This window comes from Mycobacterium intracellulare ATCC 13950, from assembly GCF_000277125.1.
Classification (GTDB): Bacteria; Actinomycetota; Actinomycetes; order Mycobacteriales; family Mycobacteriaceae; genus Mycobacterium; species Mycobacterium intracellulare.
Window position 1 is genome coordinate 3,684,616 of record NC_016946.1, and the last position, 12,781, is coordinate 3,697,396.

A 12,781-nucleotide genomic window follows, 5' to 3' on the forward strand; every position below is an offset into this window, starting at 1 on the left:
CCGGGCCACGGCCGAATCGCGACCATCCATGCGTCGGCGCATATCGCGCCCAAAGCCGGCCGGGATTTCATCAATCGAGCACTGCCACCGCGGCCCGCGGGGCGTTCGCCGACTGGACGACGATCCGTTAAACGAAAAGCTATACGCCGAGGCTGCGGCCGATGATTTCCTTCATGATTTCGGTCGTGCCGCCGTAGATGGTTTGCACCCTGGCGTCCAGATAGGCACGGGCGACCGGGTATTCGCGCATGTAACCATAGCCGCCGTGCAGCTGCAGGCAGCGGTCGATCAGGTGCACCTGCTTTTCGGTGCAATACCACTTGGCCATTGCGGCCTGCTCGGCGGTCAGCTTGTGGTCCAGGTGCAGGCGAACGAATTCGTCGACCATCATGCGCACCGCGGTCGCCTCGGTCGCCAGCTCGGCGAGCACGAAGCGGCTGTTCTGGAAGCTGCCGATCGGCTTGCCAAAAGCCTTGCGCTCCTTGGTGTATTGCAGCGTCTGCTCCAGCACCTGCTCCATCGCCGCGGCGGCCATGATAGCGATCGAGATCCGCTCCTGGGGCAGGTTCTGCATGAGGTAGATGAACCCCATGCCCTCTTGGCCCAGCAGGTTCTCGGCCGGCACCTTCACGTCGGTGAACGACAGCTCGGCCGTGTCCTGCGCGTCGAGCCCGATCTTGTCCAGGTGCCGTCCGCGCTCGAAGCCTTCCATCCCACGCTCGACGGCGAGCAGGGAGAAGCCCTGGGCGCCCTTGTCCGGATCGGTCTGCGCGACGACGATGACCAGGTCGGAGTTGATCCCGTTGGTGATGAACGTCTTTGAACCGTTGAGCACGTAGTGGTCGCCCTGCTTGACCGCGCGGGTCTTGATGCCCTGCAGGTCGCTGCCGGTGCCCGGCTCGGTCATCGCGATCGCCGTAATCAGTTCTCCGGTGCAGAATTTCGGCAGCCAGCGCTGCTTTTGCTCCTCGGTCGCCAGCGCCAACAGGTACGGCGCCACGATGTCGTTGTGCAGGCCGAAACCGATGCCGCTGTAGCGACCGGCGGTGGTCTCCTCGGTGATGATCGTGTTGTACCGGAAATCCGGGTTACCCCCGCCGCCGTACTCCTCGGGCACCGCCATGCCCAGGAAGCCCTGCTTGCCGGCCTCGAGCCACACGCCGCGGTCGACGATCTTCGCCTTCTCCCACTCGTCGTGGTACGGCGCGACGTGGCGCTCGAGGAAGGCCCGGTAGGACTCGCGGAACAGGTCGTGCTCTGGCTCGAAAAGAGTGCGCTGGTATTTGATGGCGCTGCTCATGGAATAGACCTCCGGCGACGGTGATTTCTGCAGCCCAACATATACCAACCGGACGGTTGGTCGGCAGCTGGCGGGTCGGCGCCGGCGGTGCGCTGGGGAATCGGCCGCTACGGCCGACGGCTCAGCGGGCGGCGAACTCGCGCAGCCGGCCGGCCAAGGCGACCGGGACCCGGGCCTTGATCCGGGTGCCCTCGGCGTCGTGCTCCTCGTGCTGGACGCGCCCGTCGGCGTGCAGGCGGGCCACCAGGTCCCCGCGGTGATACGGGATCACCACGTCCACGGCCGTGTCGGCGGGCACGGCCAGCTCGGCGATGCGGCGGCGCAGGGCGTCGATGCCCTCGCCGGTGCGCGCGGAGACGAACACCGCGCCCGGCAGCGCGTGGCGGAGCTTGGCCAACGCCAAATCGCTTGCGGCGTCGACCTTGTTCACCACCAGCAGCTCGGGCGGGGGCGCGCCGTCATGGTCGGCGATGACGTCGGTGACCACCTGTCGGACCGCATTGATCTGCGCCAGCGGGTTGACGTCGGAGCCGTCGACGACGTGCACCAGCAGGTCGGCGTCGACGACCTCCTCCAGGGTGGAGCGGAAGGCCTCGACGAGCTGGGTGGGCAGGTGCCGGACGAACCCGACGGTGTCGGTGAGCACGAACGAACGTCCTTCGTCGAACTCGGCGCGCCGCGTGGTGGGCTCCAGGGTGGCGAACAACGCGTCCTGCACCAGCACCCCGGCGCCGGTCAGCGCGTTGAGCAGGCTGGACTTGCCGGCGTTGGTGTAGCCGACGATGGCGATCGACGGCACGTCGCTGTGCAACCGGCGGCTGCGCTGGGTGTCGCGGACCTGCTTCATGTCCTTGATCTCGCGGCGCAGCTTCGCCATCCGCTCGCGGATGCGCCGCCGGTCGGTCTCGATCTTGGTCTCACCGGGACCGCGCAGGCCCACGCCTCCCCCACTGCCGCCGGCGCGGCCACCGGCCTGCCGCGACATCGACTCACCCCAACCGCGCAGCCGCGGCAGCATGTATTCCATCTGGGCCAGCGACACCTGCGCCTTGCCCTCCCGGCTCGTGGCGTGCTGGGCGAAGATGTCCAGGATCAGCGCGGTGCGGTCGATGACCTTGACCTTCACCGCCTTCTCCAGCGCGGTCAGCTGAGCCGGGGACAGCTCACCGTCGCAGATGACGGTGTCGGCGCCGGTCGCCAGCACCACCTCGCGCAGTTCGGCGGCCTTACCCGAGCCGATGTAGGTCGACGGGTCGGGCTTGTCGCGGCGCTGGATGAGCCCTTCGAGCACCTGGGAGCCGGCCGTTTCGGCGAGGGCGGCCAGCTCGGCCATGCTGGCCTGGCTGTCGGCGGCGGTGCCGTCGGTCCACACGCCCACCAGGACGACCCGCTCCAGCCGAAGCTGGCGGTATTCGACCTCGGTGACGTCGGCGAGCTCGGTGGACAGGCCGGCGACGCGGCGCAGCGCCGACCGATCCTCGAGGGCGAGTTCGCCCGTGCTGGGCTCCGTGACCGCGTGATCGCGAAATTCGGGATGTGTCATAGGCAATAAGAGATGATGCACGCAAAGTCGGTGGCGTGCATCTGATTTAACGCTACTGTTCGCGCCACCATTCCTCGCTGATTTCTCCGTGGGCCACCAGTACCGACGGCCCCCGCAGGTAGCTGGTGGCGTCGGTGATGGTGACGACGACCTCGCCGCCCGGCACCCGGACGGTCAGCGTGCCGGTGTCCGCCCCGGTGCCGGCCAGCGCGGCGACCGCGGCCGCGACCGTTCCGGTGCCACACGAGCGTGTTTCGCCGACCCCCCGCTCGTGGACGCGCATGTGCACCGCCCCGGCGTCCGGTGCGGTGAGGATCTCAACGTTCACCCCGTCCGGGAATTGGGCGGGGTCGAAACTGACCGGCGCGGCCACGTCCAGCGCGGCCAGCGCGTCGACGGTCAGGCCGGGGTCGACGCAGGCCAAGTGGGGATTGCCCACATCGATCGCCACGCCGGAAAACCGCCGCCCGCCCAGGACGGCGTCGCCCGGGCCGAGCGTGTTGGCCTTGCCCATGTCGACGCTGATGTCGGCGGTGGTCCCGTCGACGCGATGCACGCTGACCGCCCGGGGGCCGGCCAGCGACCCGACGACGAAATCGTCGCGGTCCTCCAGCCCGCTCGCGCGCAGGTAGTGGGCGAAGACCCGCACGCCGTTGCCGCACATTTGGGCGATGGACCCGTCGGCGTTGCGGTAGTCCATGTACCAGTCGTCGGCGGCCACGCCGTCGGGCAACCGGTCCAGCACGCCGGCCGCGGCGGCGGCGCCGGCCGTGGTGACCCTCAGCACCCCGTCGGCGCCCAGCCCGCGTCGCCGGTCGCAGAGGGCGGCCACCCGGGACCCGGTCAGGCTCAGCTCGGCCGCCGGGTCGGGCAGCACCACGAAGTCGTTCTGGGTGCCGTGGCCCTTTGCGAATTTCACCAGTTCAGGATACGTGCCGCCACGCGCGTACCGCGCCGTCGACGAGCCCGGCGCGATCGTCGGCGTTGAGCCACTGCACCCGGTGGTCGCGCCGGAACCACGAGCGCTGCCGTCGCACGTAGCGGCGGGTGCCCACGAACGTCTGCTCCCTGGCCTCGCGGAGTCGATCCGGGCCGCCACCGTCGTCGAGCGCCGCGATCACCTGCGCGTAGCCCAGGGCTCGCGAGGCGGTGACCCCGTCGCGCAGGCCGTGCTCGAGCAGGGCGGTGACCTCCCCGACCAGGCCCTGGTCGAACATGGCGTCGGTCCGCTTGGCCAGCCGGTCATCGAGAATCGTTGTGTCACAGTCCAATCCGATGATGGCGGTGTCCCATCGCGGGGCGCCGATCCGGGGCGCGGAGGCGGCGAACGGCCGGCCGGTCAGTTCCACCACTTCCAGGGCCCGCACCGTGCGGCGCGCGTCGGTGGGCAGGATCGATGCGGCCGCGGCGGGGTCGCGACGGGCCAGCTCCGCGTGCAGCTCCCCCACCCCGACCTCGCCCAGCCGCCGCTCCCAGCGTGCGCGCACGGCGGGATCGGTGGCGGGAAACGACCAGTCGTCGAGGAGTGACTGGATGTAGAGCATGGAGCCGCCCACGATGATGGGCACCGCGCCGGCGGCCGCGATCGCCTCGATGTCCGCGGCGGCGGCTTGCTGATAGCGGGCGACGGTCGCGGTCTCGGTGACGTCGAGGACGTCGAGCTGGTGATGCGGAATGCCGCGGCGCGCGTCGACGGCCAACTTGGCGGTGCCGATGTCCATGCCCCGGTACAGCTGCATCGCGTCGGCGTTCACGATCTGTGCGCCCAGCCGCTCCGCGATGTCGAGGGCCAGCTGCGACTTGCCCGTTCCGGTGGGACCGATGATGGCCAGTGGTCGCACGGCCACCGTCACAGCTGCCAGGCGCCGGCGAAGTAGCCCACCCCGTAGGGCGCCCCCCGGTACAGCTCCTTGGCGGATCGGGGCCCCGGCTCGGCCAGGCCGGCCAACACCTGAAAGGCGACCCGCCCCAGGATCTGGGGCGGCAGGCGGGTCAGCGCCGCCACGTCGCCGTCGGCGAGCGCGTCGTTCAGGGCCTCTTGCGCGGGCGCGTTGTCCGGGTGGTGTCCGCCGGGGGCGGACGGGGTCAAGGTGTTGGCGCCGTCGGCGACGACCAGCACCCCGATCGGCTCGGGCAGCCGGTCGATCTCGGTTCGCAGTTCGCGGCCCCGGCGAAGCGCCGCGGTGGCGCCGTGGTCGCCGCGGTAGACGCGGACCCACGCGCTGGCCTGCGGCTGCGCCCGGCCGCGCACCCAGCCGCCCAGCAGCGCGCACACCGGGAGTGCAAGTGGCTCGGGCTCGTCGCCGTCCTGCGGTGACAACCGGACACGCACGTCAACTCCGAAACCCGCGAACGTGCCCGCGGCGTCGGGACCGAATTCCTCGTCGGCGGGGCCGGTCCCGATGATCACCCAGCGTTCGGGCAGCAACGCGGCCGCCGCGAGCGTCGCCGCGACCAGATCGGCCACCTCGGCGGCGGCCGCCCCGGCAAGTTCGGGAACAAGCACCGGCGCCGACGGGACGATGGCAATGGCGCTCAGCACGCCACCAAACTAACGTGATCGGGCCGCCACCAGCGAACCAGTCAGCAGCGTGGGCCGTCGGCGACCACCAGGCACTCGCCGTAGGGACCGAGGCTCTCTTCGGCGGATGCGTCCCGGGCCCGCTTTCTGCGCGGTGCGCCCCCACCGGATTCGGTCCGGTCGACGGCGGCGGCCTCGCCGCGCGCCAGCGCGATGGTCGCGACGATCACCACCGACACCGCGGCGACCAGCACGAACGACTCGGCCCCGCTGGCGTTGACCGTCTCGCCCAGCACCAGCACTCCGAGCAGCCCCGCGACCACCGGCTTGGCGACCGTCATCGTCGGCAGCGACGCCGTCAGCGTGCCGGCGCGGAATGCCGATTGCTGGAAGATCATCCCGGCCAGCGCCACCAGCAGCCAGGGCACGAACTCCGGCGAGGTCAGCACGCGCGCGACGCCGTGCTCGGACATCTCGACGATGCCCTTGGTCAACACCGCGAACAGCGCCAGCGAGGAACCCGCCACCACCGCGAGCAGCACCGCCGCGAACGGGCTGCCGGACCAGATTCGCGCGGCCACCACGCAGCCCACCAGCAGCGGCGCCATGACCAGGGCCACGATGATCCAGGTCTGCAGCGGCGCGCGCTGGTGGCCGGACTCCGGGTCGCCGACGATGATGACCACCGCCAGCCCGGCCGCCAGGACCAGCGCCCAGATCCATTCCCGCGGCTTGACCCGATGATGGGCGAGCCGCGCGTAGATGGGGAGCGCGAACAGCAGCGCGGTCACCTGCAGGGCCGTCACCATGACCACCGAGCCCCACGCCAGGGCGGCGGCCTGCAGGCTGTAATTGGTGACCGCGGCCATGCCGCCGAGCCACCATCGCGCGTCGCGCAGCGACATGCGGAACAGTTCGAGGTGCCCGACCTGCTTGTCGGTGATCTCGTGCGCGGAGCGCTGACGGATCACGTCGCCGATCGCCGATGCCAGCGCCGCGCACAAGGCAATCAACGCTGCGACATCAACTTTCGACATATCCCCGACCCCCAGAGCTCACGACCGTCCGACCCAGCTTTCCCCGGGGCGCAAGCAAATACACGCACATTTCGCGTTCAGTTCAGATACAAATCTATGACGTTTCACACGTCCGGCCGCGCCGCGGGCGATCCTTCGATTATTACTTCAGCAATCTATGTGACCGCTTGGATAACTCTAAGAGAACATCACAGGTAGCGCGAGCCGACGCGGCCGCCCCGGTTCCCCGCCCCGAATACCAAGGTGGCGGCGTGTGGGCGCGCAAGCTGCTTGAATACTGTTAGGCGCCTGCTGGGAAAACCCGGGTGGGACGTCCGCAGATGCAAGAGACGGTGCCGCTACGCGCGGCAGGCGCGCGGTACGCCAACCGCGCGGAAGGTTGCGAAAGGGTAGTGACGAGCGCATGACGGCTGACCAGCCTCGCGACGAATCGGCCCGGCCGGTGCCGCGCCCGGGGCCGCGTCCCGGTCCGCGGCCCGCGGGCTCGGGGTCGCGGCCGGCCGCTCACCCGGTCGTGGTGCCGCCCCCGCCCAGCGATCCGCACCAGTTCGGGCGCGTGGACGACGACGGCACGGTGTGGCTGATCAGCGCCGCCGGCGAGCGGGTCGTGGGCTCCTGGCAGGCCGGTGACCGCGAAGCGGCGTTCGCCCACTTCGGCCGGCGATTCGACGACCTCGCCACCGAGGTCACGCTGATGGAGGAGCGGCTGGCCTCGGGCACCGGGGACGCGCGCAAGATCAAGGCGCACGCGTCCGAGCTGGCCGAGACGCTGCCGACGGCCGCCGTGCTGGGCGATATCGACGCTTTGGCCACCCGGCTGGCCAGCATCGCCGAACACGCCGAGGCGACCGTCGCCGCGGACCGCTCCCGGCGCGAGGAACATCGGGCCGCCCAGACCGCGCGCAAGGAGGCGCTGGCCGCCGAGGCCGAGGAGTTGGCCGCCACCGCGACGCAATGGAAGGCCGCCGGCGACCGGCTGCGCGCGATCCTCGACGAGTGGAAGACCATCACCGGCCTGGACCGCAAGGTGGACGACGCGTTGTGGAAGCGCTATTCGGCGGCCCGCGAGGCCTTCAACCGGCGGCGGGGAGCCCATTTCGCCGAGTTGGATCGGGAACGCTCGGGAATCCGCCAGGCCAAGGAGCGGCTGTGCGAGCGGGCCGAGGAACTCTCCGATTCGACCGACTGGACGGCCACCAGCGCGGAGTTCCGCAAGTTGCTTACCGAATGGAAGGCGGCCGGGCGGGCGACCCGGGAGGTCGACGACGCGCTGTGGCGGCGCTTCAAGGCCGCCCAGGACGTGTTCTTCACCGCCCGCAACGCGGCGACCGCGGAAAAGGACGCGGAGTTCCGCGCCAACGCGACGGCCAAAGAGGCGCTGCTGGCGGAGGCCGAAAAGCTGGACACCAGCAATCACGACGCCGCTCGGGCGGCGCTGCGCTCGATCGTCGAGAAGTGGGACGCGATCGGCAAGGTCCCGCGGGAGCGCACCGCCGAGCTGGAGCGCCGGCTGCGCGCGGTCGAGAAGAAGGTGCGCGACGCCGGCGAGGCGGATTGGTCGGATCCCCAGGCGCAGGCCCGGGCCGAGCAATTCCAGGCGCGCGCCGAGCAATACGAACAGCAGGCCCAGAAGGCCGCGGCGGCGGGCCGGGCCAAAGAGGCCGAAGAGGCCAAAGCCAACGCCGAACAGTGGCGGCAGTGGGCGCAGGCGGCCGTGGAGGCCCTGAGCCGCAAGTCCTAGCTGCCGCCGCCCGATCCGGTACCGCTTGCGGGATCGTCACGCGGGCGGTCCAGGTCGTCCAGCAACGAGGTCGACTGCTGCTGGGAGGCGGCGCGGCGGCGCTGCTCCTCGGCGGCGAGCTGCACGATGGTGCGCTGCCACACCACGCGCGCCCAGTGGTAAATGAGCAGTAGCACGGTGATCCAGGCGACGATCAGGCCCCACCCCGGCCCCGGGTGCCCCGCGGCCACGGTCTGACGCGACCAGATCGCCAACATGCCCGCCGCGCCCGCGATCGCCGAGCCGGCGAGCGCAACCCAGGCCAGCGCCCAGCGCCGGGTCACCAGCGCCAGCATCGAAAAGCCCACGCCGAAGACCAGCGCCAGCCAGGCGAACACCCGCGACGGCAGCGCGACCGCGGCCGCGCCGGCGCCGTGGCTGCCGAACAGCACGTCCCAGCCGCGCACATCGCCGGTGTGCGGCAGGATGAACGACCCGAGCAGCACGAACACCAGGATCGACACGAAGAACCCCCGCGGGCCGGGGTCGATCCCGCGCGCCACCCGGCGTTCGGCGGCCTCGATCTCGGTGCGCAGGGCGCCAAGTTGTGTGTCGTCTTTTTTCATCGTGCACATCCCAAGGGTTGGGCCGGGCCGGCGGGCGGACCGACGGCGGGCATGCCCAGGCCGATGCCGCGCGGGCGCCGCCCTGCGGCGTGCGCGTCACCCGCCCGGGTGCGGCGGTGGGTCAGGATGCCCGCGTCGGCGATGAGGTGGTGGGGTGCGGCCCCGGTGACCACCGTGGTGATGACGTCGCCGGGGCGCGGCCGGGTGTCGGCGGACCCGCGGGCCGCGTCGCCGACGGCGAAGTGAACCAGCCGGCCGTCGCGCGCCCGCCCGCTCATCCGGGCGGTGGCGGTGTCCTTGCGCCCCTCGCCGGTGGCGACGAGCAGTTCGACGGTTTGGCCGACCAGGGCCTGGTTGCCCTGCAGCGAGATCTCCTCCTGCAGCGCGACCAGCCGCTCATAGCGTTCCTGCACAACGGCTTTCGGTAGCTGACCGTCGAGGTCGGCGGCGGGGGTGCCGGGCCGCTTGGAGTACTGGAAGGTGAAGGCGGCCGAGAACCGGGCTCGGCGCACGACGTCCAGCGTGGCGGCGAAATCCTCCTCGGTCTCACCCGGGAACCCGACGATCAGATCGGTGGTGATGGCGGCGTGCGGCATCGCCGCCCGGACGCGGTCGATGATGCCGAGGTAGCGCTCGGCGCGATACGAGCGCCGCATCGCGCGCAGCACCCGGTCGGACCCGGATTGCAGCGGCATGTGCAGGGCGGGGCACACGTTCGGCGTCTGCGCCATGGCCTCGATGACGTCGTCGGTGAATTCGGCCGGGTGCGGCGAGGTGAACCGCACCCGCTCCAGCCCGTCGATGTCGCCGCAGGCGCGCAGCAGGCGGGCGAAGGCCCCGCGGTCGCGCGGCAGCGCGGGATCGGCGAAGGACACCCCGTAGGCGTTGACGTTCTGGCCCAGCAGCGTGACCTCGAGCACGCCGTCGTCCACCAGCGAGGCGACCTCGGCCAGGATGTCGTCGGGGCTGCGGTCGACCTCCTTGCCCCGCAGCGACGGCACGATGCAGAACGTGCAGCTGTTGTTGCACCCGACTGAGATGGAAACCCAAGCGGCGTAAGCGGATTCGCGGGCGCTGGGCAGCGACGACGGGAATTCCTGCAGCGCCTCGGCGATCTCGACCTGGGCGACCTTGTTGTGCCGGGCCCGCTCGAGCAGCGTGGGCAGCGACCCGATGTTGTGGGTGCCGAAGACGACGTCGACCCACGGCGCCTTGCGCAGCAACGCATCCCGGTCCTTTTGCGCCAGGCAGCCCCCGACCGCGATCTGCATCTCGGGATCGTCGCGCTTGCGCGGCGCCAGGTGGCTGAGGTTGCCGTACAGCTTGTTGTCGGCGTTCTCGCGGACCGCGCAGGTGTTGAACACCACCACGTCGGCGTCGGCGTCCTCGGCCGCCCGCTGGTATCCGGCCGCCTCCAGCAGGCCCGCCAGCCGCTCGGAATCGTGGACGTTCATCTGGCAGCCGTAGGTGCGGACCTGGTAGGTGCGCGCCGGTGCGGCGCCCCGCGCCACCGCCTCTCGCACCGTCGAAGTCACGGGGCCATGGTACGGCGGGCGGTCGGCGCGGGTGAAACCGCACGTCACCGCCTAGACGCGGCGGCGCTCCCGCTCGGCGGCCAGCTCGGCGAACACCACCTCGCACGCCAGGTTCTGGCTGTAGCCGCGGCGCGCCAGCATCCCCACCAGCCGGCGAGTCACCCGGGCGTCGTCGTCGTTCAGCGTCTCGCGGCGCAGCTTGGCCCGGACCAACTGTTCCGCCCGGTCCCGCTCGGCCCCGGCGTCGATGTCGGCGAGCACGGTGGTGATCACGTCGTTGTCGACGCCCTTGGTGTGCAGCTCCGCGGCCAAGGCGCGCTTGCTTTTCCCGGCGTGCGCGCGGCGGGACCGCACCCACTGTTGGGCGAAGTCGGTGTCGTCGATCAGGCCGACGGAGGCCAACCGGTCGAGCACCCGCTCGCTGACGTCGGCGGGATAACCGCGCTGGGTCAGCCGGCCGCGCAGCTCGGCCCGGGTGCGCGCTCTCGCGGTGAGCAGGCGCAGGCACAGCGCCCGCGCCTGCTCCTCGCGGGAGGGATCAGAAATCGACGGGGGCGGGCAGGACGCTGTCATCGGACAAGTCATCGGTCACGACCGCGCCAATGCCGAGCTTTTCCTTGATCTTCTTCTCGATCTCGTTGGCCACTTCGTCGTTCTCCATCAAGAAGGTGCGGGCGTTCTCCTTGCCCTGGCCGAGCTGCTCGCCCTCATAGGTGAACCAGGAACCGGACTTGCGGATGAAGCCCTGATCCACACCCATGTCGATCAGCGAGCCTTCCCGGCTGATGCCCCGGCCGTAGAGGATGTCGAACTCGGCCTGCTTGAACGGCGGCGACACCTTGTTCTTGACGATCTTGACCCGGGTGCGGTTACCCACCGCGTTGGTGCCGTCCTTGAGGGTCTCGATCCGGCGAACGTCCATGCGCACCGAGGCGTAGAACTTCAACGCCTTTCCACCCGTGGTGGTCTCGGGGCTGCCGAACATCACGCCGATCTTCTCGCGCAGCTGGTTGATGAAGATCGCGGTGGTGCCCGAATTGTTCAGCGCGCCAGTCATTTTCCGCAGCGCCTGGCTCATCAGCCGGGCCTGCAGGCCGACGTGGCTGTCCCCCATCTCGCCTTCGAGCTCCGCGCGCGGCACCAGCGCCGCCACCGAGTCGATGACCAGGATGTCCAGGGCGCCGGAGCGGATCAGCATGTCGGCGATCTCGAGGGCCTGCTCCCCCGTGTCGGGCTGGCTGACCAGCAGGGAATCGGTGTCCACGCCGAGCTTCTTGGCGTACTCCGGGTCCAGGGCGTGCTCGGCGTCGATGAAGGCCGCGACGCCGCCGGCGGCCTGGGCGTTGGCCACGGCGTGCAGGGCGACGGTGGTCTTACCCGAGGATTCCGGGCCGTAGATCTCCACGACCCGGCCGCGGGGCAGGCCGCCGATGCCCAGGGCCACGTCCAGTGCGATGGATCCGGTCGGGATGACCGAGATCGGCTGGCGCATCTCGTCGCCGAGACGCATTACCGAGCCTTTGCCGTAGCTCTTTTCGATCTGGGCCATCGCCAGTTCGAGAGCCTTCTCGCGATCGGGGGCTTGCGCCATGGTGTCTCTCCTATAGTCGGTGTTCGTCTGACCGGTATCGGTCGGTTGGCGGTGACACTAGAGAAGCCCACCGACAAGTTGACTGGCCGAACGCTCCCCACACTAGCCGAACAGGTGTTCGATTCAAGTCTGACACGCCGTTCATCGCCATCGCGTGTGGCAACATCGGCCACCGAAAGGCGTCGACGGGGCTTCGCGGCGGATTTCCTCAAGAGGCGGGCGACGACGCGATGGACATCTCCACCGAGCTGGCCGAAACGGCTTCCTATGGAGGCTTTTTCGCCCTGACCGTCGGCGGCGACGCGGCGGGATGGCATCCGGTCACCCAGTCCTACGCCGACGGCTGCGCCGACCTGATCGACGCCACCGCCCGGCGCTACCGCACGACCGACCTGCGGATCGGCGCCTCGCTGGTTCACCTCGGCCACGCCACCCGGCTGTGGTCGCCGGTGCTCGCGTGCGCGATCGGCCACGGCGTCCTCCCCCGGCTCGACGACCTGCAACGCGCCGACGACGGCGCGCAGCTACGACTGCCCCGACCCGTTGGGATGCCCGCCGATTCACCGGACGCGCTGTATCGCGCCGTGGTGAGTGAGCACATGCGCCCGCTCGCCGCCGGCCTGCGGGTCAAGCTGGCGCCGGCGCTGCTCGCGGGCAACATCGCCTCCGCGCTGGTGGGCGCCGCGCGGGCGCTGCTGACGGCGCGGCCCGACCTGCGCCGCGCGATCACCGAGACCACCCGGTCCCTGCTGGACACCGGCGCGCTGGCCGGATCCGGCGTGATCACCGGCCCGCGGCTGGGCTTCCGGCGCCGCAGCTGCTGCCTGTTCTATCGCCTGCCCGACGGCTCGTTGTGCGGCGACTGCGTGCTGCACCCGACGCCGCGGTAGGGCCGGGCGCCGTTTGGT

The 12,781-nt window shown here is 70.6% G+C and carries 12 protein-coding genes; 2 read left to right on the forward strand and 10 right to left on the reverse strand.

Annotated elements, in window-relative coordinates:
• Window positions 1–139: 139 nt before the first annotated feature.
• The 6 genes from OCU_RS41715 to OCU_RS41740 form a co-directional block, all read right to left on the reverse strand.
• Entirely contained in the window at window positions 140–1,300 is a 1,161-nt protein-coding gene (locus OCU_RS41715) for an acyl-CoA dehydrogenase family protein (RefSeq protein ID WP_014380602.1), read from the reverse strand.
• A 121-nt stretch (window positions 1,301–1,421) separates the two neighbouring features.
• The gene (gene hflX / locus OCU_RS41720) at window positions 1,422–2,843 is read right to left on the reverse strand and encodes a GTPase HflX (protein WP_014380603.1); all 1,422 of its coding nucleotides are present in this window, start codon (window positions 2,841–2,843) and stop codon (window positions 1,422–1,424) included.
• A 52-nt stretch (window positions 2,844–2,895) separates the two neighbouring features.
• The gene (gene dapF, locus OCU_RS41725) at window positions 2,896–3,762 is read right to left on the reverse strand and encodes a diaminopimelate epimerase (RefSeq protein WP_014380604.1); all 867 of its coding nucleotides are present in this window, start codon (window positions 3,760–3,762) and stop codon (window positions 2,896–2,898) included.
• Window positions 3,763–3,766: 4 nt separating this feature from the next.
• Window positions 3,767–4,684 carry a tRNA (adenosine(37)-N6)-dimethylallyltransferase MiaA gene (gene miaA / locus OCU_RS41730; RefSeq protein ID WP_038538720.1) on the reverse strand — a complete coding sequence of 306 codons (918 nt, stop codon included), beginning with the start codon at window positions 4,682–4,684 and terminating at the stop codon, window positions 3,767–3,769.
• An 8-nt stretch (window positions 4,685–4,692) separates the two neighbouring features.
• The gene (locus OCU_RS41735; RefSeq protein WP_014380606.1) at window positions 4,693–5,385 is read right to left on the reverse strand and encodes a class III extradiol ring-cleavage dioxygenase family protein; all 693 of its coding nucleotides are present in this window, start codon (window positions 5,383–5,385) and stop codon (window positions 4,693–4,695) included.
• A 41-nt stretch (window positions 5,386–5,426) separates the two neighbouring features.
• Complete coding sequence (locus OCU_RS41740; RefSeq protein ID WP_014380607.1) at window positions 5,427–6,401, reverse strand: DMT family transporter; 975 nt, start codon at window positions 6,399–6,401, stop codon at window positions 5,427–5,429.
• Window positions 6,402–6,804: 403 nt separating this feature from the next.
• On the opposite strand from OCU_RS41740, the gene OCU_RS41745 reads away from it, so the two are divergent.
• Window positions 6,805–8,142, forward strand: coding sequence for a DUF349 domain-containing protein (locus tag OCU_RS41745; RefSeq protein WP_020188536.1), 1,338 nt, complete (start codon window positions 6,805–6,807; stop codon window positions 8,140–8,142).
• Here OCU_RS41745 and OCU_RS41750 read toward each other — a convergent pair.
• From OCU_RS41750 to recA, 4 genes are all read right to left on the reverse strand, one after another.
• On the reverse strand, window positions 8,139–8,756 hold the full coding sequence (locus tag OCU_RS41750; protein WP_014380609.1) for an Rv2732c family membrane protein: 618 nt from the start codon (window positions 8,754–8,756) through the stop codon (window positions 8,139–8,141). The genes OCU_RS41745 and OCU_RS41750 overlap by 4 nt on opposite strands.
• Window positions 8,744–10,201 (reverse strand): tRNA (N6-isopentenyl adenosine(37)-C2)-methylthiotransferase MiaB, encoded by a 1,458-nt coding sequence (gene miaB, locus OCU_RS41755; protein WP_230487580.1) that lies wholly within the window; start codon window positions 10,199–10,201, stop codon window positions 8,744–8,746. The genes OCU_RS41750 and miaB overlap by 13 nt, the downstream gene beginning before the upstream one ends.
• 132 nt (window positions 10,202–10,333) lie before the next feature.
• Window positions 10,334–10,855 (reverse strand): recombination regulator RecX, encoded by a 522-nt coding sequence (gene recX / locus OCU_RS41760; RefSeq protein WP_009955855.1) that lies wholly within the window; start codon window positions 10,853–10,855, stop codon window positions 10,334–10,336.
• On the reverse strand, window positions 10,821–11,873 hold the full coding sequence (gene recA, locus OCU_RS41765) for a recombinase RecA (protein WP_008258595.1): 1,053 nt from the start codon (window positions 11,871–11,873) through the stop codon (window positions 10,821–10,823). Before recA ends, recX begins: the two co-directional genes overlap by 35 nt.
• Window positions 11,874–12,103: 230 nt before the next feature.
• On the opposite strand from recA, the gene OCU_RS41770 reads away from it, so the two are divergent.
• Window positions 12,104–12,763, forward strand: a complete 660-nt coding sequence (locus tag OCU_RS41770; protein WP_014380611.1) for a (2Fe-2S)-binding protein — start codon at window positions 12,104–12,106, stop codon at window positions 12,761–12,763.
• The last annotated feature ends 18 nt before the right edge of the window (window positions 12,764–12,781 follow it).

Bases quoted from the DNA above. Each gene is read 5' to 3' on its own strand.
- OCU_RS41715 (WP_014380602.1), bottom strand. From the start codon at position 1,300: ATGAGCAGCGCCATCAAATACCAGCGCACTCTTTTCGAGCCAGAGCAC.
- hflX (WP_014380603.1), bottom strand. From the start codon at position 2,843: ATGACACATCCCGAATTTCGCGATCACGCGGTCACGGAGCCCAGCACG.
- OCU_RS41740 (WP_014380607.1), bottom strand. From the start codon at position 6,401: ATGTCGAAAGTTGATGTCGCAGCGTTGATTGCCTTGTGCGCGGCGCTG.
- OCU_RS41745 (WP_020188536.1), top strand. From the start codon at position 6,805: ATGACGGCTGACCAGCCTCGCGACGAATCGGCCCGGCCGGTGCCGCGC.
- OCU_RS41750 (WP_014380609.1), bottom strand. From the start codon at position 8,756: ATGTGCACGATGAAAAAAGACGACACACAACTTGGCGCCCTGCGCACC.
- miaB (WP_230487580.1), bottom strand. From the start codon at position 10,201: ATGAACGTCCACGATTCCGAGCGGCTGGCGGGCCTGCTGGAGGCGGCC.
- recX (WP_009955855.1), bottom strand. From the start codon at position 10,855: ATGACAGCGTCCTGCCCGCCCCCGTCGATTTCTGATCCCTCCCGCGAG.
- recA (WP_008258595.1), bottom strand. From the start codon at position 11,873: ATGGCGCAAGCCCCCGATCGCGAGAAGGCTCTCGAACTGGCGATGGCC.
- OCU_RS41770 (WP_014380611.1), top strand. From the start codon at position 12,104: ATGGACATCTCCACCGAGCTGGCCGAAACGGCTTCCTATGGAGGCTTT.